Origin of the sequence: Cohnella caldifontis (assembly GCF_029360585.1) — a bacterium.
In the GTDB taxonomy this organism is placed as follows: domain Bacteria; phylum Bacillota; class Bacilli; order Paenibacillales; family Paenibacillaceae; genus Cohnella; species Cohnella caldifontis.
The window spans coordinates 69,495-92,536 of the sequence record NZ_JAQZSJ010000018.1; the positions used below are offsets into that span (position 1 = coordinate 69,495).

Genomic DNA, 23,042 nt, shown 5'->3' on the forward strand with positions numbered 1-23,042 from the left:
GGTGTCGCCCCTCTCGGTAGTACGGTAAACCGCTCTCTATTCACATTCCGATTATAAAATGCGGGCCCGGGACCCCGACATTCAGGCAAGCAACTAAAACTTATACACTTTCTACGATTCGCGAAGGCGGGCTCGGCAACCGGTCAGAAAAACCGTCAGGGAGAAATTCGTCCCTGACGGTCCTTTTGATTCGTGCCTCTGCAGTCACTTATCAGCAACTTACCCACGAACCATCCTCAATCCTGTAATCGAATGAACATGACCATCGGGACCCGTTGTCCAGAGAGACGGGGATTAAGCTTGCGCCGCAGGCTTATTCAGCTCTTGCCCCGCGCGCCAGCGGGGGTTAAGCTTGCGCCCCAGGCTTATTCAGCTCTTGCCCCGCGCGCCAGCGGGGGTTAAGCTTGCGCCGCAGGCTTATTCAGCTCTTGCCCCGCGTGCCAGCGGGGGTTAAGCTTGCGCCGCAGGCTTATTCAGCTCTTGCCCCGCGCGCCAGCGGGGATTAAGCTTGCGCCGCAGGCTTATTCAGCTCTTGCCCCGCGCGCCAGCGGGGGTTAAGCTTGCGCCGCAGGCTTTAGTCAATCCCTCTACCGCTTGCTCTTGGTCATGGTTGATCCCGCCTTCCTGCCCATGCGGTAACGTTTTTCACCGAAACCCCATCCTTCCCGTCAAGGGTGCTGATTCTAACGGACACCGCAGCCGCTATTGGATCAAATCCCCTCATTTTCAAATCGTAACGGACACCACGGCCCTTATCCGTAGCCTGTTACGGATATACGTGGTTTTTTTCCCCCAATAAGCGCAACTGTGTCCGTTACAATGCGCTTTGCCGAAGAGAGACCCCCATAGCGTCCGCTGTGTCCGTTAGCCTTACCGCCTCAGCGAATGGGGCAGCCGGCGTCTGGTCTTTCTAGAAAAGGGTAGAGCATGACTTCACCCCGAAAAATTATTAATTCCGGGGATTCGAAAAAAGTGCCCGGGACCGCACTGGCCCCAGGCGCTTCGGCATTCGGATTCAGATGTTATGCTTCTTCCGGTATTCCCCGGGCGACATGCNTTTCTAGAAAAGGGTAGAGCATGACTTCACCCCGAAAAATTATTAATTCCGGGGATTCGAAAAAAGTGCCCGGGACCGCACTGGCCCCAGGCGCTTCGGCATTCGGATTCAGATGTTATGCTTCTTCCGGTATTCCCCGGGCGACATGCCGGCCCACAGCTTGAACTGCCGGTTGAAGTAGATGATGTTCTTATAACCGACCCGGTCGGCGATCTCGTAGATTTTGAGCGACGGATCCGCGAGCAGCTCGCATACCCGTTTCATCCGCAGGTCCATCAGCAGGTCGCTGAAATGTTTGCCCGTTTCTTCTTTGAAGAGGTGGCCGAGATAGTTCGGCGAGAAGTCGAAGCGGGCCGCGACCTCCTTGAGCGTCACCTTCATCTCGATCCGCTCCTGGACGTAACGGATGATGACGTCGATCAGCTTGCGGTTCGGCTTGGACCGTTTGGTGAACAGCATCTCGGACAGCTCGAAAAAACGCCGCCGCAGCCAGGACAGAATATCGTCGACCGTCTCGAACCGGAACAGGACCGCCGGTTGGTGCGATTCCCATTCGAGCAGCTCGTACAGGTTCTCGTCCAGCTGGCGCAAATCCGCGTGGAGCTTGGACGTCATGCGGATGATGAGATTATAGACGTCGTCCATCCGCTGGAGCGGCCGTTCGCGCCCGAAAATCCGCAGCAGGCAGTCGTCGATGCCGACCAGGTCGTAGGCCAGGATCGCTTCCAGCATCCGGTCGACGAGCTCGTCCAAATTCTCGGCCGTCCGGTCGGCCGGAGATGGCTCCGCCACGTCGCGGATGAGCCGGTTTTTCCCGATCAGCCATTTGGCGCCGATGGCCGCCTCCGCTTGGCGGTACGATTCGGGCAGCCGGCGCCAATCGTCGGTGAACGCGCCGCAGCCGGCCGTAACGGTCAGGGGAAACGCGGCGGCTGCCGCGCGGATGAGCTCTTCCAGGAGTACGGTGCACTCTTCTTCCGTACCTTCTGCCAGCACGACCAACCGATGGTCCGACGGACTGGCGACGATCGTGCCGAGTCCGTTCTCCGCCGCGAAATCCCCGATGAATTTCGCCATTTCCCCGGCCAGCTTCTGCCTCTCCTCCGCCGGCATTTCGCGCAATTTCCACTCCGTGTCGTCCATTTCGACGATCGCCGCGGCAGCGCCCTCGCGGACCAGCGGAGCCAAAAACCGTTGCATCCGCCCGTCCAGCGGTTCGCGGGTCCGTCCGCTCAGCCAGCGGAGCAGCAGCTCTTGGCTGGCCAGCGACAGCACCTCGACTTCGGATTCGATCCGCTCCCTCTCCTGCCGGATTTCCTCGCACAGCTGGGCCAGCATCCCATGAAGCTCGTCATCGTCTACGGGCTTCAGCAAATAACCGGACGCGTGCAGGGACAATGCCTCCTTCGCGTAGCCGAAATCTTCGTGGCCGCTGATGAAGACGATTTTGACGCGCGGATGGATTTCCTTCGCCTTGCGGGCGAATTCCATCCCCGTCATGATCGGCATGCGGATGTCCGAGAGGATGAGATCGATCGGCTGCTCCTGCAGGATCTGCAGCGCGGCGAAGCCGCTGTTCGCCGTTCCCGCGACTTCCAGCGGCAGGCCGCTTCCCGCCACGCGCCGTCTCATCCATTCCAGATCGATCTTCTCGTCGTCGACGAGCAGCGTTTTGACGTTCATTCGCTCTTCCTCCTCCCCGCATCACGTCTCTTTCGCGGAATCGGGCAATTCGGCCGGAAGCGCGATCCGTACGGTCGTGCCGCCTCCGTATACGCTGCCGATGCCGATGCCGTATTCGTCCCCGTACCGGAGCTTGATCCGCTCGCTCACGTTCTGCAACCCGTAACCGCCCGCTTGCCCCGTCCCGGCGAACATGCCCGCCACCGTTTCCGGCTTCATGCCGACGCCGTTGTCGATCACTTTCAGCTCGATTCTGTCGCCCAGCCTGCGGCCCGTGATCCGGATCGCGATCGTGTCGCCGAACCAGGCGTGCTTGAAGACGTTTTCCACGAAAGGCTGCAGAATCAGCTTGATCACCGGAACGTCCAGGATATCCGGGTCCACGTCCTTATGGACGGTGAAGGCGTCGGCGTATTTGACCCTCTGGATTTCCAGATAAGCTTCTACCTGTTCGAGCTCCTTGCCCAGCGGGATCAGGACCTGTCCTTGGTTGAGCGACAGACGGTAGAACTTCGACAATCCTTTGACCATGGCCGTCACCTGGCGGGTCTCCCCGAGATTGGCCAGGCTGCTGATCGTGGAGAGCGTGTTATACAGAAAATGCGGATTGATCTGCGCCTGCAGCGCGTCGAGCTCCGCCTGCTTGCGCCGGATGCCCTGAACGTACACGCTGTCGATCAACTCCTGGATATTGCCGGCCATCGCGTTGAACGCGTCGGCGATGCGGCCGAATTCGTCGTTGCCGCCGAACCGGATCCGTTTCTCGAAGCTGCCGCTTTCGAAAGACCGGACGAGCGAGACGATCTTGCGCATTTTGCGTCCGTTCAACCGGGCGACGAGGAACCCGATCAACGCCATCACGAGGAAGCTGACCGAGCAGATGCCGAGGATCGCCTCCTGCAGCCGCCGGGCGTCCTTGCGAAGGTATTCGTAGGGCACGAGCGTCTCGATGACGAAATCCGTTCCCGGCACGTTCCGCTTCAGCGTCATGAAGGACGGCGACTCGGCCGCGGCCGGTTCCGCGCTTCCCCTCTGGTACAGAATATGTGCCGAAGCGCCGTCCACGAGCCGCATCGTGATGCCGTCTTGGGCCGGAAACGTCTCGTAGTTCCCGAGCAGATCGGAGAAGCTGGCCGTAATCCGGAGATAGCCGCTGACGGTTTGGTAGTCGTTGAACGACACCATGCGGCGGACGTGGGAAATATTGCCGAGCATGCGGTCCGTCTCGACCTGCATCCAGCGGTTGTCCTCTCCGGACCGGACCGACGGAAGCCACCGGCTGCCTTCGATGTCCTGAAACGGAAGGATGTAGTAGTCGCTCCTCACGATCGGGGTCGCCAGGTCGTCGCCTTCCACGATGTTCAGGTCGCCGTTCGCCGTGTACAGGATGATCCGGATCGGATTGCCGAACAGCTGAAGCGGAGCCCGCATTTGCGGCACGATCTCGTCGATCATCGTCAGGTAGATGTCGAACGGATCGCCCCGCTTCACCAGCGCCCGCTGAAAAGGCGTGCTGCCGAACAGCGTATCGGAAATGCGCTGGATTTCGTCCAGCTGGTACTTCAGGTTGTTGCTCGTCTGCTCCATTCCCGTGCGGATGTTCGTCTCCGCGATCTCGGTCCGCGAACCGATCAGCATCGCGTACGAGATATAACCGATGACGGCGTCCGTCACGAGAACGAGGAGCAGATAGGAAATCATCATTTTATAGGTGTAGGGGATATACGGTTTTCTCGGTACCGCTTGCACCATGGCTGCCTCCCGGTTTGACGGATCCTCCGGAGTATATCAACCAGTATATCGGAATCGATAAACGAAGTAATCCGAGGAAACGCTTGAAGAAATAGCAAACCATGGAAGGCCGGAACGCGCGTTATTCGGCATTCGCGCGAAGACGGATTCGGAGGATCGGAATCGCCTCGATGTCCCGGAATTCCGCCGCCTGTTCCCCGACGAAGGTCTGTTCCGCCGCCATGCCGGCGCCGGCTTCCACCGTCATGACTCCTCTGCGCAGCGGCGTCGTCTCGAGCACGATCCGCCCGTCCCGGATCCTGTCCCGGAACCGGGACAGCCCGATTTCCCACGGCGCTCCGTTATGGAAATGGTCGTGCAGCAGCTCCCCGCCGGAGAAGGCGTAACCGACGTTCCCCGTGTAGTCGACCGACAGCAGCACGTCGGACACGCGTCCTCCGATCGCCGCGATCGCGGAGCCGACCGAAAGCGCGACCTTGCGGTCGTGGATGCGGCGGACGTCAAGCCGAACGTCAGGCAATGGAACCGTAACGGAATAGCTGCGGAACCAGCCGTCCTCCCGGTCGGCTGCTTGAAGGCCCGCCGACTCCGCCGACCAAGCGACGGGAGCCGCGGAGCCCGGCCCCGCGTACTCGCGGAACGTGAATCGGCCTTCGCCTGCCGCGCCGGCGGCGAGGCTGCCGTTCAGCACGATGCCGTCTCCGTCCGCCGCGAGCGGCAGCTCGGAGAAGAAAATCCGCCGCAAGCCCCCGATCTCTACCTCCCACAGCCGCGCGGCCTCCGCCGCCGTCATGGCGTACAGGTACACGTCGCGGCCGTCCTGTCCGGTTAAGCGGATCCGAGCGGAACGGTCGTGCGGAACCGTCACGATCCAACCGCCGTAGGCATCCCGTTCCGCGGTGCCGGCGTCGTGACAGGCGATATCCTTGACCGTTTCCTCTCCGAAAGCGAACTCTCCGTCAACGCCTTCGGACATCCGGAAGAAGTACGCGGAAGCCTCGGCGGACGAAGCCCGCGTAACCGGCTGGGCCGTAGCGTACAGGAGATCCGCGCCGTCCAGGTCGAAATGCAGCGGCAGCATCATCGAAGCGCCCGGACGGATCGTCAGCCCCGTCCGCTGCGGGAAGCGCAGCGCGCCGTCTCCGCATTCGATCGCGAAACGGACGTCCTCATGCACCCGCATCGCAACGTGATCCTGATAGTTGTTAATGAACAGGAACCCGGATTTCCCGTCCGTCCTTACCGCGTACCGCAGCGTCTCCGCGTCTTCCGGCCGAATGCCGGCCGCGCCTTCCGGCAGCACCGTCGCCATCGGGGCCAAACGTTCCCCGAATTGTCTCAGGAAATAATGCAGCGGCCGAACGAGATCGTTCGATGGACGGATCTGTCCGAATTCCCCGATCGTCGCTTGAAAATCATACGTGATGCGCGGGGTCGTGCTTTCGTTCAGATAGCCCGTCTCGCCGACCGGGTTCGTGCCGCCGTGATACATGTAGTACCCGAGGAAATTGCACCCGCCCGCGATTTTCACCAAACTCATCGCCGCGACGCTTTCCGGTTCCACCCGGAAACGGGCCAAATACCACGTCTGCATGCCGCCGCCCATCTCGCAGCAAGCATAAGGATATGCGGTGCGCGGATAAGGAGGATGGAATTCCCCGGCCGCCGCGGGTTCATCGTTGTGGAAATCCGCGAATACGTACTCCCCGGTCGGCTGCTGATGGGGATTGTGCTCGCTGATCGTCCAGGGCGTGTACGCATACCCGCCATACAACGGCAGCACTTCGTCCTGCAGGAACGGGGCGTTGCCCCAGCCCGTGCTCGTGTAAATCGGCGCTTCGAGCCCGGCTTCCACCGCCATCTGCTTGAGCAGGCGCATATGCTCCGCGCCGCCGGTTCCGCCGCTCAAGTATTCGTCCCCCTGCTTCGCGGTCAATTCCCACAACGCCGCGGCGGCGTTGAACTCGTTCTCCAATTGGACGCCGATCACCGGGCCGCCGTCCTTGAACATCAACCCTCGCGCTTGCCGGCCGATCTCCCGGTACAGCCGGTTCACGTACGCCAAATAGCCTTCGTCGTTCGAGCGGACGTCAAACTCGCGCCCGAACAGCCAGTCCGGAAGTCCCCCGTTCCGCGCTTCGCCGTGGCAGAAGGGGCCGACGCGCAGGATCGCGTACAGTCCGCAGCGGGCGCTGAGTTCGATAAACCGCCGCAAATCGCGGTTCCCCCGCCAATCGAACGCGCCTTCCTTTTCCTCGTGATGGTTCCAGAAAATATACGTCGCGACGACGTTGATGCCGGTGGCGCGCATTTTGCGCAGCTCCGTCTCCCATTCCGCCTCCGGATACCGGCTGTAGTGGAATTCGCCGCAAATCGCGAAATAAGGGCGCCCGTTCAGCTCCATGTAATAATTCGTGAAGCCGATCCGGTCGCCGTTCGGGTTGCTGCCGCCGAGGCGAAGCGTCGACGGGCGAACGGCCTTGGCCGGGACGCGCGCATTGAGGGAATATTCCATGTGGTCCTGCTCCTTCCGTCGTTGCAAGGTCTCTATGATCTCTATTGTAGAAGAAGCAGGGAATGGATTCGATTGGGGGAATCAATGAAAAGTTATACGTTTCCCACGATTTGGCGGGGCCAGGAGCGTCGGCGGAAATGGCACCGAATGAAAAAAGGGGCAGCCCCCAGCCATGTTCATGGCCTTCGGGACTGCCCCATCATGTGGATACTTCGATGCCCGATCGTCTCCGATCGCGGCATTCAAGCGGCTCGCCATTCCCCGCTTCCCAGCTTCAAATCAAGCCGCCAGCGATAGGATTTTCCGGGGCCAAGCGTGACCGCCGTCCCGTTCGCGACGGCTCGCTCGAGCGAATCGTAGTACCCGATGCCGGGTTCGAGCGCGATGGCGGTCCGGTCGTTGCACGCGCCCCGGTCGATCCACACGCCCCAATGGGGAACGGATTCGACCGGCGCGTAGATGAGGAGGTAATTGCCGCTGTCTTCCCCGTATAGGCCGGACCAGCCTTCGGGAACCGTCCCGGGATAGTAGAACTTCGTTCCGTCTCCGGTTAACTCCGGCTTCACCCGAACGATCTCCGCCGCCCGGTACGTTCGCCCGGTTGCGAGAGATTGTCCTCCGTGCACGCACAACAGTTCCGGCATGGCTTCGGGGAGCAGGATCCGGGTCGGTTCGTCCGCTCGAAACTGGGGATGCGCCGCCCATAGGAACGGTACGGGCACCTTACCGGTATTCGTCGCTTCATAGGATAGCGACAAGCTGGCCCCATGGCCGAGCGTCAAGGTTCTCGTCAGCCGGTACGGCAGGGCGACCCCTTCCACCGAGCAGACCAACCCGTTCCCCTGGATCGCCCAGCTCCAAGGGAGCGACCACGCTTCCCCATGATCCGGCAAGGCAACCCGTTCTTCTCCTATGTCCGCTTGGCAGCGGTCGATCGTCGGGAAGCATTCGTCCCAGCCGCTCATGTCCCCGTCCGTGAACGTCGAACCGTAAACCGGCGGCCTAAGCGGCCGGCTGCCCGAATCGAGCAGCCACTCCTTGCCCGTCGGCTTGTAGCGGAGCGAAACCAGCTTCCCGCCCGCCTCCGGCACGACGATCGCCTGCACGTCCTCGTTCTCCGCCGCGACGGCGCGCAAGCCCTTGTATGTCTCTTCTCTCATGATCATTGGGATTCGCACAGCGCCAGGTGGATGCCGGCCCCTTGATGATACGTTTCCAAAGCGAGCGCTTCTTCCAGCCTGGCCTTCGCCTCGCGGGTTCTGCCCAGCCCCAGAAGCCCCAAGCCCATCATATACAGGCAATGAACCCGGTTCCGCTTGTCGAGGTCGTCCTCGAAGACGAGGAAGTCCGGGAGCGAAACGGCGAAGTAATCGATCTTGACCTCGTCGAACAGATGCTTTTCGGCGTAATCGATCAGCTTGTTGAACCTCCGCTTGGCTTCTTTGGCCACGCCGAGCTTCAGCCACGCCATGCCTTGGTAGAAAATCATGTCCGGCGGCTGGTCGTTGTAGAACATCGCACTCGCCGGCTCCTCCAAGCCTTGCGAGGCGGTTGCCCAGCATGCCGCGGCTTCCTCTTGCCGCCCGAGACCTTCGTACGCATGGCCGAGGTAATAGTAGATATTGTTCTCCTGCGCGCCGGTTAGCTTGCCTTCGCCCAGGTTTTCCGGATAGACGAGCGCGCGGTTCAGCGGCTCGATCGCCTGCTCGTACCGGCCTTCCTGCAGCGCGCGTTTGCCGAGCTCGACGTGGGCCAGCACGTATTGGCCGGTCACCTTGCCTTCCCCGCCTTCCCACGGATGGAACTGCCGCGCGGCGATCGCGTTCACCGCGTCCGCGTGGCGTCCCAGCAGGTTGAGCATCGTGACGTACTCCACATACAGGTCATCCCGTTTTTCGACGAGTTCCCGATGGCTTTCCAATCGGGCGAAGCGTTCCGCCGCAGGCACGCCGAGTTTTTTGTAAAGCTGATCCAGTTCGTAAAACACCCGCGCGTCGGAAGGATTCAGCGAGAACGCCTTTTCCATCGAGGCTCTGGCCGCCGCGGCGTCGCCGCGTTTGTTGTAATAGGCGAGGGCCAGGTTGCGGTGCACGGTCGCGAAATCGCCGCGGGCGGACCGCGAAGCTTCCCAACGCGCGATGGCATCCTCCGGCCGCTTCTTGTCGTACAGCCAGTTTCCGAGGTAGTAGTTCGCCTTGTCGTCCCGCGGATCGGCGGCAACCGCGCTTTCCAGCACGAGCAGGTCGAACAGGCTGTTCGGGAAGCAATAGTCCGGCGGCGCCGCGTTGCCCGCTTTCCGCTGTGCCGCGGCCTCTTCCCGGCGACCGGCTTGCTCCAGCACGTAGGCGAGCGCATAGTGGGCCATCGGATACGCCTTGCCGTCCGAGCGGCTGACGAGGCGTTCCAGCAATTCGGCCGCTTCGCCGTACAAGCCGCATCCCGCATAGTCGGAAGCCAGGTTCATGTAATTATGGACATCGTCCCTCATCAGCTTGGCCAGACCGTCGCGGGCAATCTCGGCGTCTTGTTCCTTCCCGAGCGACCGGAGCGCCTTCTCCCGCTCATGGGCGGCGCCGAAGTCGGCCACGTCCAGCTTCAGCGTCTCGTCCGCGAAGGCCAGCGCCTCCGCGTATCTGCCGAGCTTGCGGAGAATCGCCGTTTTCAAATGCCGTGCCTTGTAGTTCCGGCCGTTGCGGATCAGCGAACGTTCCGCGAGGTCGAGCGCTTCGGCGTAAGTTCCCTTGCCGCAGGCGATTTGCGCGAGCGAGAAATACCCGCCGTCCTGCCAAGCCGCCGACCAGACGGATTTGTAGAACGCGGCGAACGCTTCCTCCAGGCGCCCCTGAAATTTCAGCGCCAAGCCCAGTTGGTAATACGCTTCGCTGTCGTAGGGGTTCGGGTTTCGCCACGTGAGCGACTTCACCGCCGTGCGGAAGTGTTCCTCCGCCAGCGAGAACCATCCCCTTCTCAGCAGCAGCGTGCCGTAAGCGACGTTGATCCGGATGTCGGAGGCATCCCTTTTCAAGCCCTCCAAGTAATACGCCTCGGGCTCGAACGTAGCGTGCCGGTACTGCTCGAGGTGAAGGCCGGCCAAGTACAACTGCTCGTTCGTCTTCAACTCTTCCGGCTGGGGCAGCGGTTTCGCGGCGTCCGGCACTTGTTCGATCGAAGGTTCGGCGGGACGGTATGCGATCAGGACGCGGCCTTCCGCATCGGAGACCGTCACTTGAAGGTCGTGCGCTTGATCCTGTTCGTCGAGCGTCACGACCGACTTGTACGTCGACACCGGCGAGAGTTCCACCCGGTCGAGCACGTAGGTTCTCCACTTGCCTTTCAGTTCGACCGACGCATTCGCGAACGCCGACGTGGCATAAGCCATGACGGTCGCCGTGCGCGCCGACTCGTCGACTTCCAGGTTGACGGCCGCGTCGATCGAAGCGTTTTTCACGACGCCGATGTCCTTGTACGGCATGAAGTATTGCTTGAACGACTTTTCTTCATAAGGCTGCAGCCAGGTGAAGTCCGGCTGGTTGTCCGTGTATACGCCCGTCATCAGCTCGATGTAAGGACCGTCTTCGTCCGTCAAATTGCGGTCCCACGCCTGCCCGAACTCCCCGTTCCCCCAGGTCCATTGCTTCTTGCCGGGGGACACGTGGTGGTTGGCGACGTGAAGCAAGCCGGCCTGGACGCCGTGGTCGTAACCGCCTACGAAATTGTAATCGGATTTATACGCCATGTACGAGGTCGGCACCGGGATGTTTTTGTACCTCGAAATATCGACGCCTTCCGAGTAATCCATCTTGTAGTACGTGCCGGTCGCGATCGGGAAACGGGACACGTCCCGTTTGCCGTGGTCGAACACGGCCGTGACGTCCGGCGGGAACACGGATTGGGTATGGTCGTTGACGGCGACGGCCGGATTGGCCCACCAGAGGAACGTCTGCGGCTCCGGCGTGCGGTTGTAGAGCTGCGCCGAAATTTCCAGGTAGGCTTTGCCCGGATACAGGGTGAATCCCGTCGTCACTTTGGTGCCGTACATGCGGTCGATTTCGCTGACCCATACGGTCGCGCTGCCGTCTTCGTTCGCGGACAGCAGGGATTCCACGGGGCCGAACGTATTCGGCCGGTGGTGCTGCGGCCAGTTGAACTCGATGCCTCCGGAGATCCAAGGCCCCGCCAGGCCGACAAGCGCGGGTTTGATGACCCGGTTGTAATAGACGAAATCGTAGTCGTTGGTTTTGTCGAGCGCGCGGTAAATCCGTCCGCCGATTTCCGGCATGATTTCGATCCGCACGTATTCGTTTTCCAGGATCGCGAGCCGGTACGCTTTCGGCTTTTTCTCGTCCTCGATTTTATCGATGACCGGATGCGGATAGACCCGGCCCGAACTGCCCTGGTACACGCGTTTTTCCAAAAACATCGGGTTCTTGTCCGGCTCGCCGGTTCCGTAAGTCGGAATTTCCCGTTCCTCTTCCCAGATCCGCACGGCTTGAACGCCCGCGGCGGGTACTTCCCGAATGCTCATTTAAAGTCCCCTCCTCCGTCTGATGGTTCTAATGTACCTCGCATCCGGCGGGGAGCCAATTGACGAAACTCGGCTCTTGATGGATGATATTCTTATCTCATTCGAATTCACGATCTAAACAATAGCGAAGTTGCTTCGATTCAGATGGAATAAGTTCTCATGCCGGAGGGAGGAAGCATCGCGGCCATGGAAAGCATCCGGAAACCGGAAGGTTTCGACGCGCAGCGGTTGTTCATTCAGCCCGATTACATGCAAAACGAACTGATGTCGAACGAGTTGACGCGCGGTTTCCATGTAAGCGACATCGGTTTTTTTCCCCGCGCCCGTTACCACTATCGGGAGAGGGAAGAGGGCTGCGACAGCCATATTTTCATCTATTGCGCGGAAGGCGAAGGATGGCTCGAGTGGAAGGGGGATAAACCGGCGAAGCTGGAGCGCCGGCAGCTCGCCGTGATTCCGGCCGGCTCCCCCCACCGTTACGGCGCCTCCGCGGACAATCCCTGGACGATCTATTGGTTTCACCTGAAAGGAGAACAAGCGGAGTTGCTTATCCGGGCTTATGGCCTGGATCAGGGGCCTCTGCAGCTTACCATCGGGACGCACGCCAGATTCCTGGAGGACTTCGAGCAAAGCTACGCGCTGCTGTCGGACAAGACGTACTCCATGCCCGCCCAAATCCATGTCTCCCAGTGCATCCGCCACCTGCTCAGCACGATCGGGATCACCGCCGACAACACGGCCCGGGACAAAAAAAGGGAGCGTTACCTGGAGCAGGCGATCCGGTACATGACCGACCGGCTGAACGGCTCCGTAACGCTCCGCGAGTTGGCCGGGCATACCGGCTTATCGAAGCAGCATTTGATCTATTTGTTCAATCGGGAGACGGGCTGCCCGCCCATCGAATATTTCCTGCGGATGAAAATGCAGCGCGCCGGCCAAATGCTCGACCTCACGGACCTCGGCGTCAAGGAAGTTTGCGCCGCCGTCGGCATTTCCGACCCTTACTATTTCTCCAGGCTGTTCAAGAAACTGATGGGGGCTTCGCCCACGGAGTACCGGAAAGTTCCCAAAGGGTGACCTTCAAACGTCACAAATAAGCGAAAGGCTCCTTCGCGTCGACGAAAGCGACCGGAATGACGCCGACGAGCGGCCGAAGCCAATCCGCCATGTGCTTCATGCCCCATTCCTCGGTGCGTTCGTGACCGACGACGATCATCGCTTTATTCATGCCCAGCATCGCGGCATCGTTGACGTACGCGCACAAGGTCCATTCGGTGATTTCGCCGCAGACCATGACGTCCAGGTCTTTGTCCCGCATCACTTCCGCGGGCATTTGCTCCCGGCCCAGTCCCAGGCTCCCGCCGCCGACCAGGATCCCGACGCGCGAACACGGCATGTCGGGCCGTCCGACCACCCGGATCGCGTTCATGGACAGCTTGCTTTTGAAGAACTCCGCCAGCTCTCCCAGCGTCGTCTTCTCGATTTCATAAGCCCATGGCGGGCGCTGCTCGATCAGCTTGTCTTCCCAGCCGATCTCCTTGAGCAGGCCGTCGTAGATCCGATCCGTATGCGCCATGTGCATATGGTCGTGGAACCGCCAGATCGCGATCCCATGGTCTTCGATCAGCTTTTTCTTGGCGAAGTAGACCGGATCCTGCCGAAGCCACTCCAGTTCGTCCGCTCCCGTAAAATACGTGGGTTCGTGCGTGATGATCAGATTGGCCCCGATCGCGGCCGCTTCCTTGATGACGTCCACGGTCGCCATGAAGGTGGTCACGATCCCCGTCACCTGCATGTCCGGTGTGCCGCTGGCGAGGACGTCGCACGTTTTCTCCAGCTTCGGCCCTCCGCAGGCATCCCGCAATATCGCGTCGATCACTTCTTGCACGTTCATTTTCCGTATCCCCTCCGATTCGGTTTATCCTTTCACGGCGCCGATGACGACCCCTTTGGTCAAATACTTCTGCAGGAACGGCAGCACGAACAGGATCGGCAGGATGCCGATGACCGCCATCGCCATGCGGATGGCCGTGCTCGGCAGCGCGACCGCGTTCGCGCCGAGAATGCTGCTGGCCTGGCCGGAGTTCAGGAATTGGATGTTGTTCATCAGGCGGATCAGCATGTTCTGAATGCCGTAATATTGCGGTTTCGTGATGAAATAAAGCGCGTTGATCCAGTCGTTCCAATACGCCAGCCCCATGAACAGTCCGACGGTCGCCATGACCGGAACGGACAGCGGAAGCATGATCCGGAAGAACGTGCGGAGCTCCGACGCCCCGTCGATCTGGGCGGACTCGATCAGGTCAAGCGGCACGTTGTTCTTGTAATAGTTCCGGATCAACAGCACGTGGAATCCGTTGGTGAGCAGATTGGGCACGATCAGAGCCGCCAGCGTGTCTTTCACGTGCAGGTATTTGCTCCACAGCATGTACGACGGCACGACTCCCCCGCTGAACAGCAGCGTGAAAAAAACGATAAAGGCCAGCACGTTGTGGTATTTGAAGTCTCTCCTCGACATCGGATAGGCGAGCATGCTCGTAATCATCAGCCCGATCCCCGTTCCCAGAATCGTGACCAGGAAAGAAACGCCGTATGCCCGCAGGAACGTCGCCGACGACGAAGCCATGTACGCGTACGCGTCAAGGCTGAGCAACTTCGGGAAGAAACTGTATCCGTCCCGGATCAAGGCGTGCTCGTCGGTGAAAGAAGCGATGAAGATCAAGAGAAATGGCACGAACGCGAATACGGACAACAATCCCATCACGGCCGCCGAGAATACGGTAAATGCCCGCTCGCCTCTCGTTTGAATCATGGCGTTTCCTCCTAGAACAAAGCGTTGTCCGCGTTAACCTTTTTGACGATCGCGTTCGCGGCGATGACCAGCGCGAAGCCGACGACCGATTGGTACAAGCCGGCAGCCGCGGACATGCCGACGTCGTTCACCTGCATGAGCGCCCGATAGACGTAAGTATCGATCGTCTGCGTCGTGCTGTACAAGGCGCCCGCGTTCATGGGAACCTGATAGAACAGGCCGAAGTCCGAGTTGAAGATTCGGCCGATCGACATCAGGCCCAGAATGACGATCGTCGGTTTGAGGAGCGGCAGCGTGATCGTCCGGATTTGCTTCAGCTTGCCCGCTCCGTCGATCTTCGCGGCTTCGTAGATGCTCTTGTCGATGCCGGCGATAAACGCGAAATACACGATGGACCCGTAACCCGCCGTCTTCCACATTTGAATGATTACGAGCAAATAGGGCCAATATTCCGGTTCCGAATACCAGCTGATCTCCGGAAGGCCCAATGGGCGCAAAATCGAGCGGTTGACGAAACCGCTGTCGGCGTTCAGGAACGCGTAAACCAGATAGGACAGCACGACCATCGAGATGAGGTTCGGCAGCACCAGACCGGACTGATACAGCTTGGAATAAGCTTTATTCAGCAGTTCCGACATCAATAGGGCGATGAAGATCGAGCCGATCGTCCCCAAGACGATGAAAGCCGTATTATACAGCAAAGTATTCCGGGTCATGATCCAGGCGTCGCTCGTCTGAAACAGGAATTCGAAGTTGGCGAAGCCGTTCCAATCGCTGAGGAATATGCCTTTGGCGAAGCTCACGTCCTTGAAGGCGATGAATACGCCGGCCATGGGCACGTAGTTGTTCACCAGAAAATACAACAATCCCGGTAAGGCCAGCATGAGCAGCGGCAGCGTCTTTTTCGGCCCTTTGGTTTTCATCGTTACGGTTTTCATGCCGGGATTCTCCTCCATGAGGCAAAGTGGAACCTGCGGACAGGCTCCACTTTGCGTAACACGAACTCGGTTATGATTGCTGCGAGGCGAGCCATTGATCCAACTGCTCTTGCTTTGCCTTGATGATCGTCTGCGCCCCTGCGTCGTTCAGCGCCTGCACGAATTTCGGGATCGTCGCGTCCGGATCCAGCGATCCGCATACGAGGCCAGGCAAATATTGATTGACGACGTTGGTGACCGCGCTCATCTGCGACTTCACTTTGCTTTGGTCGAAAATGAACCCGAAATAAGGGGATCGCTCCGTTTCCTTGTTTTCCTTCAGCTTGAGCTCGACGTCCGACCAGTCGACCCCTTCCAACTGATACTGCAAAGATTCGGAGCCGACCATCCCCGTGCTGAGCATGGCGGTGTACGGAACGGTCGAAGCGTCTTTGCCGTCGGGCAGCTTCACGTGATGCTCGTCCACCTTGACGTAGTCTTCGCCTTCGATCCCGTACAGGATGGTGTTAATCAGATTGGGGTCGGTGTACAGCAGATTCAGGAACTTGACGGACGCTTCCGGCGCCTTCGTCGTGCTGGCCACCATCCAGCTGACCAGGTTGACGGCCCCCGTCTCGAAATAATAAGGAGCGATCCGTTTCATCTCGATCGGTTTGCCCATTTGGGCGCTCAGCGCTTTCCCCGCCTGCAGGCCGCCGTACTCCGCGATGTACGAGAATCCGCGGCCGGACGCGATCATATCGGAGAAGCCGATCGTGGTCGTGGCGGCGTCCTTCTGCAAGTAACCTTTGTTATACCAATCGCGCATCATGTTGACGCCGTTTTTGAAAATGTCCGTCTCATAGAAATTCCGGACCTTGCCCTCGTTGCCGACGACCACGCCGACGCCCGTCGTATCCGACAGGAAGTCCACTTTGTTGGTGCCTTTCAGCAAATACAGGAGGCCCGTATCGCTCGGGTTTACGTTGACCGGCCCGAACGGAACGACATCCGGAAACTTCTTCTTGATCGCGTCGAAAATGGGAGGCAGGTCTTCTGCCGACTTGATGTCGTCCGGCGTATAGCCGACCGCCTTCAACATGTCCGCGTTATAAACGAAATTGGGGATGATGGCCATGCCCTTGTTCACGGGGACTCCGTAAATATGACCGTTCAGAGTCGTCGATTTGAGCAGGTCCGGACCGAAGTCCTTCTCCAGGATGGCGGTCATCTCTTTCCCGTACTTCGGGAGCAGCTCTTCCAGCGGGTACAGCTGGTCTTTGGACGCGTAGTTCGTCAATTGCCCAAGCGTCGTGAATACGTCCATCTGCTCGCCGCTCTGCAGCGCCAGGTTGACCTTCTGTTGATAATCCGCCGGGCTGTACAGCTTATAATCCACCTGCACGCCGATTTTCGGAATCGTGATTTGGTTGATCGCGTCATTGATCTTGCTCATGTCGTCGGGAATCCGGTTAAACGACACCAGCGAGAAGACGATCTTGTCGACTTTGCCGCTCGAGCCGGAAGCTTCCGGATTGGCCGGCGTTTCCGACGAGTCCTTGCCGCCGCATGCCGACAAGATCGAACCGCACAACGCCATCGACAACAGCAGCGAGGCGATCCCCTTTTTTCTTTTCATGTGTTTGTCTTGCCTCCTGTTCGGATTGGATTCGAATCCAGTGTATCCGTTCCCGAACGGACCGGCTTTTAAAAATACGAGGTGTTTTTTCAAAAACAAGAGATGCCCGGCGCGCGAACGCTAGCGGGAGGCGCCATGTTTCGCGCGATAGGCGTTCGGCGTCTCGCCCGTTACCTTCTTGAATACCGTGGAAAAATAAGAGATGCTGTCAAAGCCGGTTTCCATGGCGATCCGGCCGATGCTCTCCGTCGTTTCGCTCAGCAGCTGCTTGGCTTTGTTGATCCGAATCTCGTTTACGTACTCTTTGATCGTAAGCCCCGTGTCGGTCTTGAACGCTTTGGCCAAGTAATCGGGCGTCAGGAATACGCTGGCCGCCACGTCATCGCGCCCCAGGTCCCGATGGTAGTTTTCCTGGATAAACCGCTTGGCCTTCTCGACGACCCCTTCGGACTGCAGCGCTTCCTTGACGGTTTCGATCGTCTTTTCCGTCACGAAATGCGCCCATTTCATGAAATCGAACACGCCGCTTTCCGACTTCTGGAACAGCCGCTGCGCCACTTCGTCCGCGAAAAGCCGGTGCGCCTGGATATTGTTGCGGGCCAAGAGGGAATACACCACTTGCAGGAAATCTTCCCGGATGGCATGCAGGGTGACGGAGTCGAGCCGGTTCCGGCCGGCCAGCGTCTCCAGTTCTTTTTTCAGGCGGTTGACGATTTGGACTTTCTCCTTCTGGATGAACAGCGACGCGAAAAGGTCGATGTCCAGCGAGTACCGTTCCGTCGTATCGTACGTGAACCGTTCCTTCTGGAAATGCAGGACGCCCCGGAAGATGAGATTGGAGGCATCCAAACGCTCCAGCTCCGATTTGGCCCGCGCTAATTCCGCGATGTTCTTCTCCTCGCTGACGTAACAGGTCGCGTCGCATTTCAAATACCGTTTGCAGAGCCGGATCAACCGCTCGCCGTCCGCTTTCAGCTTGCCGCTGTCGGTCGCGCCGTCCAGGATGATGGCTTGGTAAAGCTGATGTTCCGATTGATAAGGAATCACCCGGTCTTGATCGGGGCGGCCGAACAGGATTTCCGAGCTTAGGTTGCACAGCGCGTAATGGAACGTGCTGTCGTCCCACTGTCCGTCGACCCCGGATCTGGATACGCTCACGAGAAATAAGACGTAACCCCTTTCGGCGGAAAGCGGCAGCGCCCGTTTGCGGATTTCGCCTTCGATCAGATCCGGCCTGGGGGGGATCGCGGCGGTGAGCACGTCCCTCCAGAAGCTTCTCTCCACCAAATCTTTGTTCTTCAGCCATACCTCGCCCAGCCTTCGGTATTCGCCCAGCGTGATTTTCCGTTTCAGCGCTTCGACGGACTTGCGCAAGGCCGCTTCCAGTTGGATCTTGTTCAGCGGCTTGATCAGGTACGAATCCGCGCTATAGGAGATGGCGGTGGAGGCGAACTCGAAGCTTTCATGGCAAGTGAAGAAAATAAAAGCGCTGTCGTATCCGGATTCCCGTACCCATCGAATCATATCGATCCCGGAGCCGCCGGGCATCTCGATATCGCAGATGATCAGGTCCGGAGCGCCGATTTCGAAAAACAATTTCGCGTCCCGGATGTTATGGGCCGTGAATACCTCCGTTATCCCGTATTCGCTCCAGTTCACGAGATCCCGCAGAACCTCGACGGTCGGAATATCGTCATCGATCAACAAGCAGCGCACGGTCAACCCTCCTGTCGCGTGGTCGTTTCCGCTTCGGTCCGGATCGGCACCCGGATTTCGACTCGGGCTCCCGACGGCTCCGCGTTCGACAATTCCAACAACCCGTCCCGCTTGTAAAGCAGTTGGAGCGTTCGGCGAATGTTGGCGATTCCGACTCGGCCGTTGTTTTCGTTCGATTCCTCCGGCGGAAAGCCGTCTTCCGACAGCCAGGTTGCCGGAAATCCCGGCCCGGTATCTTCCACAACGATTCGAACGCAAGGCTCGTCCTCCGCACGGTCCATGCTGACCCGGATGAAAAGGGACAGCGTCTCCCCGTACACCATGGCATGCTTAAACGCGTTTTCGGCGAAAGTCTGGATCAAAAGTTGGGGAATGACGGCCTGTCCGGCTTCGGAATCGATATCCGTCATGTAGAAGATCCGGTCGGGATAACGAATCTCCTGCATCCGAATGTAATTTTCCACGTGTTTCATTTCCTCGTGGACCGGGACCAAGACGAGCCCTCCCCGAAACAGGTATCTCAAATGCTCGGACAAGTGGCCGATCCATCTCCGGATTTCCTCGTTTTTATTCTGATAGGTCAAGCTGGAGATGGTCGAAATCGCGTTCAGGAAAAAATGGGGCCGGATTTGCATTTGCAAATACTTCAACTCCGCGCGGCTTCTCTCGATTCTCTCCTCGTAGGTATGGATTTTCAAATCTTTGATCTCGTGGACCATCGAATGAAAGGAATGGAATAGTCTCGTGAATTCCATCGAATAACGCCCGGGCGGAATCTGGAATTCCCAACCGCCCTTCTCGACCTCTTTCGCGGCTTTGACCAGCTCCAGCACCGGTCTGAGGATATCTCTCGCCAGAAACCTCAGCACCAGAGGAACGATGACGACGGAAAGCACGCCCAAGGAAATGATGATCCACTGGATCAGCTTGAGTCCGGAGAATATGCTTTGCTTCGCCACCATGTCCGTAATTTGGCCGAATTCCGCGATCGGCTCCGAGATCAGCAAGTAACTTCGGTCATACCGGCGGCTCAAATCCTCCAGGGCGGAGGTGCCTTCGCCGAAGGCGGCACCCGTGGCAGCCAGGATGATTCCGTCCTTGTCGCTCAATACGAACTGGCTGGCGGCGTCTCCTTCCCGGTTCACGACGGACAATAAGGTGTCCGCGCTCACGAACGTTCCGAAGGTGATGTTCGAATACGTGATGTATTTGAATAAGTAAAACGTTCCGCCGATTTCGAAATCCGTCCATTCGTCGATTTTCCCGTCCGGATCCGGCTTAAAATCGTGTTTGCTCAAGTAATCCTGGAGACTCAGCTTTCCGCTGCCGCGAATCCGGTTTCCGAAAAACGCAAGCGGCCGATCGTCGCCGGGCAGCTTGATGAACATCCCGTCGCTGGATTCCGCGCTCGACATTTTGGATTTCAAGGCATTCATGAGCTGGACGGATTTGAAATAACGGACGCTTTCGCCGGCGCCCGCAAGATCCGCCGCGGTATCGACGTTGTTTTCGAATACTTCGGTCAAATCTTTGGCGTATAGGTTCAAATCGTTGCGAATGTTCTCCACGTAAATCGCGAGCGTGTTGCGGGAATGGTTCATGGATTGGTTCCGCACCACTTCCAGCGAATAGACGTTGCTCAGGAGCAATACGGCAAACAGAATCACCAGAATGACGGTGAGCTGCGCGGAAAACTTGTACACGATGCTGTTCGTCAATTTCATTCGCCCGCCTTCCATCCGCGTACCCTCTCCCATTATAAAATCGGGCTGTCCGGAAGCAGTAAGGCCAAAATATGGAATGCGGCAGACGCAAAGGGAAGCGATCCCCCTAACTCAGCATGCCCCTGACGGAAATCGAATCCAATCGATCTTTCCGCAGGGGCAAACGAAAATCCGGATCTGCGGTCAAGCCGCAAGAACGGGCCAACGATACCTCCCGGATTCGATTTATACGACGTACTCGCGCAAGCCGCCCCGCCCGTCGTCATACCGAATGACCGACCGGTACGACGCCAGCTCGACCGCGAGTTCGCAGCTCAAATTCTCTTTGCGCCAGGAAAGCCGGACTTCGTCATCCGCGCAGTCCAGAACGCGGAACTCCCCGTCGAAGGCCCCGAACGTATTCCGGAAGCGGATCAGCCGCAGCAGCCTTTGCACGACGGGCTTTCCGAGCGACTGCTCGATTTCCTCCAAAGTATAGTTATGGCGATTGATCTCGCGGCCTTCGCCGGTCGCTTTCACGCGATCGTAGTCGTTCTCGCCGGCCAGCAGTCCCACATAGTAAACCTGGGGAATGCCGGGGGCGAAAAACTGGATCGCCCTTGCCGCCATATACGCGTCGTCGTCTTCGTCCAACGCGCTGTAATAGGTGCAGCGGATTTGATGAACGTCGAAGCCGTCCGCCGCCTTGTGCTCCTCCGACAAAATCAAACTCAGATTGGCCCCTCGTTCGACGCACAGATCGACCAGTCGACGGGCATCGCGCGTATCCAGAAGGTCGTCCAGGTCCGGCTTGACGGGAATGCCGTCGTGGCAATCGAGCATCGTGAATTGCCGATGCGGCCGGACTTCCAGGTAGTTGCGCAGCTCCCGGCTCGATCGCCCGACCAAAGCTTCAAGCACGCGGTAGGGCAGGATGAAGTCGTAGATCCAGCACCCATGCGAGGCGAGCTTGAACTGGGTGCCGTAGTGGGCGTGTACCTCCGGCAGCAGCTCGATCCCCAGGCCGTCCGCCATTTCCTTGATCCAGTCGAGGAATTCGTAGATTTCGGGCTCGACGAAGAAGCAGCTCGTCCCGAGTTTTTTGATGATGTAGCCGACGGCATCGAGCCGGACGATTTTCACGTTTTGCTTTTTGAAAAACGAGAAAAATTCGGTGAGCAGCGCCTTCGTTTGCGGGGAACGGACGTCCAGGTCGATCTGCTCCGAAGGATCCGTCTTGCCGAACGTCGTCCATACTTTCTCCTCGCGTCCGGTCGCTTCGATTTTGAACGTGGAGTAAGGCAGCGGGCGCCTCAGGAACATTTTGTCGATATCCGCTTGCACCGGCTGCCCGTCCGGCCAGATTTTATCCAGCGTCAAAAACAGATCGGCATGGGCGGAAGCATGTCCATTTCGCAGGAAGTCCTGGAAATACGGCGATTGCCTCGAGATGTGATTGACCATCAGATCGACCAGAACGTCGAACCGTTCGCCGATCGCCCGGATCTCTTCCCAACTGCCGAAGCTCGGGTCGATCTCCAGATAGGTGAGGGGAGCGAATCCGCGATCCCCCGAGGAAGGAAACGGCGGCAGAATGTGAACGCCGCCCGTGAAGACGTCCCCGAAATGCGTCGTCAAAACATGGTTCAGCGACTTCAGGTTCCCGCCCATGGAATCGGGATACGTGATCAATTGCACTTGGTTTTTCAGCGCCACCCGCAAGTCCCCCTATAGACCGTATTGTTGTTTGATGGCTTCGAGATTCGGCAAATCCACGACCGCCCCCGTATGCCGAAGCTTATAGGCGCTGACGGCAAACCCGAGTTCCAGCGTCTGTTGCAGCGTGTATCCCTTGATCGCGGCCGCGTAAAATCCGGACCAAAACGCGTCGCCGGCCCCCGTCGTATCGACGATATCCGTCGCCAGCGAGCGGAAGGTCCTCGTCTCGCTGCCGTTCGAAACGATGGCCCCGTCCTTGCCCAGGGTCAGAATGACCAGTTTCGCGCCTAACTCCAGAAACTTTTCCAGCTGGCGTTCGGGCGTGTCTTTGCCGAACAGCCGCTCGGCATCGTCTTCCGAAGGTTTGATGACGTCCGCTTTCGGGATGACGGATTTGACGTACGCCGCGCCGTCTTCGTCCCGCTGCCAAATCATCCGGTGGTAATTGGGATCGAAGCCGATGAGCAGCCCGCGGTTCCGCGCCTCCTCGATCACCCGTTCCACCGTCCGGCGTGACGGAAGCCTCGAGATCGGCCAACAGGAGAAATGCACCGCCTTGGCGCGATGCACCGCCGTTTCCAGCGCCACGTCATAGGCCAGCCGGAAATCCGCGTCCCGGTAGAAGATGGGGATGGGCGTCGCCCGGCTTTTGGTCACGACGACCAGACTCGTGGCATGGTCCGTTCTTTGGATGCCGTCCGTCCGCATGCCGGCTTGGCGCAGCTTGTTCAACAAAAACGCGCCGAATCCGTCTTCGCCCACGGCCGAAGCGATGTGGGAACGGATGCCCAGTCTGCTGGCATTGATCGCGATGTTGGAAGGAGAGCCGCCGAAAAATTTCGTATATCCGTCGCTCTCGTACGTTTCGTCATATTCATTGGAGATCATGTCCACGAGCAATTCCCCGACCGTCAAAAGGTCGTTGGGCCTGTCGCCGAACGTGAATCGGCCATCGAAATCCAGCACTTGTTCTCCCCCCTGATCGCGTTGGAAAAGCCCTTAGC

14 protein-coding genes are annotated in these 23,042 nt (G+C 58.9%); 1 reads left to right on the forward strand and 13 read right to left on the reverse strand.

Annotation, left to right across the window (positions count from 1 at the left end):
* Window positions 1-1,165: 1,165 nt before the first annotated feature.
* The 5 genes from PTZ19_RS20400 to PTZ19_RS20420 all read right to left on the reverse strand — a co-directional run bounded on the left by PTZ19_RS20400 (window position 1,166) and on the right by PTZ19_RS20420 (window position 11,532).
* Window positions 1,166-2,740, reverse strand: coding sequence for a response regulator (locus PTZ19_RS20400; RefSeq protein WP_276357213.1), 1,575 nt, complete (start codon window positions 2,738-2,740; stop codon window positions 1,166-1,168).
* A 21-nt stretch (window positions 2,741-2,761) separates the two neighbouring features.
* Window positions 2,762-4,492 carry a sensor histidine kinase gene (locus tag PTZ19_RS20405; protein ID WP_276357217.1) on the reverse strand — a complete coding sequence of 577 codons (1,731 nt, stop codon included), beginning with the start codon at window positions 4,490-4,492 and terminating at the stop codon, window positions 2,762-2,764.
* 121 nt (window positions 4,493-4,613) lie between these two features.
* The gene (locus PTZ19_RS20410; RefSeq protein WP_276357220.1) at window positions 4,614-7,007 is read right to left on the reverse strand and encodes a beta-galactosidase; all 2,394 of its coding nucleotides are present in this window, start codon (window positions 7,005-7,007) and stop codon (window positions 4,614-4,616) included.
* Between the two features lie 242 nt (window positions 7,008-7,249).
* Window positions 7,250-8,167, reverse strand: coding sequence for an aldose epimerase family protein (locus PTZ19_RS20415; RefSeq protein WP_276357224.1), 918 nt, complete (start codon window positions 8,165-8,167; stop codon window positions 7,250-7,252).
* Window positions 8,168-8,169: 2 nt separating this feature from the next.
* On the reverse strand, window positions 8,170-11,532 hold the full coding sequence (locus tag PTZ19_RS20420; RefSeq protein WP_276357226.1) for a DUF5107 domain-containing protein: 3,363 nt from the start codon (window positions 11,530-11,532) through the stop codon (window positions 8,170-8,172).
* A 186-nt stretch (window positions 11,533-11,718) separates the two neighbouring features.
* On the opposite strand from PTZ19_RS20420, the gene PTZ19_RS20425 reads away from it, so the two are divergent.
* Window positions 11,719-12,609, forward strand: coding sequence for an AraC family transcriptional regulator (locus tag PTZ19_RS20425; RefSeq protein ID WP_276357229.1), 891 nt, complete (start codon window positions 11,719-11,721; stop codon window positions 12,607-12,609).
* A gap of 10 nt (window positions 12,610-12,619) precedes the next feature.
* Here the strand turns inward: PTZ19_RS20425 and PTZ19_RS20430 are convergent, their stop codons facing one another.
* The 8 genes from PTZ19_RS20430 to PTZ19_RS20465 form a co-directional block, all read right to left on the reverse strand.
* Window positions 12,620-13,426, reverse strand: coding sequence for a Nif3-like dinuclear metal center hexameric protein (locus PTZ19_RS20430; RefSeq protein ID WP_276357232.1), 807 nt, complete (start codon window positions 13,424-13,426; stop codon window positions 12,620-12,622).
* A gap of 24 nt (window positions 13,427-13,450) precedes the next feature.
* On the reverse strand, window positions 13,451-14,344 hold the full coding sequence (locus tag PTZ19_RS20435) for a carbohydrate ABC transporter permease (protein ID WP_276357235.1): 894 nt from the start codon (window positions 14,342-14,344) through the stop codon (window positions 13,451-13,453).
* Window positions 14,345-14,355: 11 nt separating this feature from the next.
* Window positions 14,356-15,282, reverse strand: coding sequence for an ABC transporter permease (locus tag PTZ19_RS20440; protein ID WP_276357239.1), 927 nt, complete (start codon window positions 15,280-15,282; stop codon window positions 14,356-14,358).
* A 70-nt stretch (window positions 15,283-15,352) separates the two neighbouring features.
* A complete protein-coding gene (locus PTZ19_RS20445) occupies window positions 15,353-16,900 on the reverse strand; it encodes an ABC transporter substrate-binding protein (RefSeq protein ID WP_276357242.1) in 1,548 nt (515 codons plus the stop codon).
* A 120-nt stretch (window positions 16,901-17,020) separates the two neighbouring features.
* Window positions 17,021-18,616, reverse strand: a complete 1,596-nt coding sequence (locus tag PTZ19_RS20450; protein ID WP_276357246.1) for a helix-turn-helix domain-containing protein — start codon at window positions 18,614-18,616, stop codon at window positions 17,021-17,023.
* A gap of 2 nt (window positions 18,617-18,618) precedes the next feature.
* The gene (locus PTZ19_RS20455; RefSeq protein WP_276357249.1) at window positions 18,619-20,340 is read right to left on the reverse strand and encodes a sensor histidine kinase; all 1,722 of its coding nucleotides are present in this window, start codon (window positions 20,338-20,340) and stop codon (window positions 18,619-18,621) included.
* Window positions 20,341-20,565: 225 nt separating this feature from the next.
* On the reverse strand, window positions 20,566-22,035 hold the full coding sequence (gene gtfA / locus PTZ19_RS20460) for a sucrose phosphorylase (RefSeq protein WP_276357252.1): 1,470 nt from the start codon (window positions 22,033-22,035) through the stop codon (window positions 20,566-20,568).
* 12 nt (window positions 22,036-22,047) lie between these two features.
* A complete protein-coding gene (locus PTZ19_RS20465) occupies window positions 22,048-23,004 on the reverse strand; it encodes a carbohydrate kinase family protein (RefSeq protein ID WP_276357255.1) in 957 nt (318 codons plus the stop codon).
* Between the last annotated feature and the right edge of the window lie 38 nt (window positions 23,005-23,042).

Coding starts and splice junctions, on each gene's coding strand:
- PTZ19_RS20425 (WP_276357229.1), top strand. CDS start 11,719: ATGGAAAGCATCCGGAAACCGGAAGGTTTCGACGCGCAGCGGTTGTTC.
- PTZ19_RS20405 (WP_276357217.1), bottom strand. CDS start 4,492: ATGGTGCAAGCGGTACCGAGAAAACCGTATATCCCCTACACCTATAAA.
- PTZ19_RS20430 (WP_276357232.1), bottom strand. CDS start 13,426: ATGAACGTGCAAGAAGTGATCGACGCGATATTGCGGGATGCCTGCGGA.
- PTZ19_RS20415 (WP_276357224.1), bottom strand. CDS start 8,167: ATGAGAGAAGAGACATACAAGGGCTTGCGCGCCGTCGCGGCGGAGAAC.
- PTZ19_RS20455 (WP_276357249.1), bottom strand. CDS start 20,340: ATGAAATTGACGAACAGCATCGTGTACAAGTTTTCCGCGCAGCTCACC.
- PTZ19_RS20420 (WP_276357226.1), bottom strand. CDS start 11,532: ATGAGCATTCGGGAAGTACCCGCCGCGGGCGTTCAAGCCGTGCGGATC.
- PTZ19_RS20400 (WP_276357213.1), bottom strand. CDS start 2,740: ATGAACGTCAAAACGCTGCTCGTCGACGACGAGAAGATCGATCTGGAA.
- PTZ19_RS20440 (WP_276357239.1), bottom strand. CDS start 15,282: ATGAAAACCGTAACGATGAAAACCAAAGGGCCGAAAAAGACGCTGCCG.
- PTZ19_RS20435 (WP_276357235.1), bottom strand. CDS start 14,344: ATGATTCAAACGAGAGGCGAGCGGGCATTTACCGTATTCTCGGCGGCC.
- PTZ19_RS20410 (WP_276357220.1), bottom strand. CDS start 7,007: ATGGAATATTCCCTCAATGCGCGCGTCCCGGCCAAGGCCGTTCGCCCG.
- PTZ19_RS20445 (WP_276357242.1), bottom strand. CDS start 16,900: ATGAAAAGAAAAAAGGGGATCGCCTCGCTGCTGTTGTCGATGGCGTTG.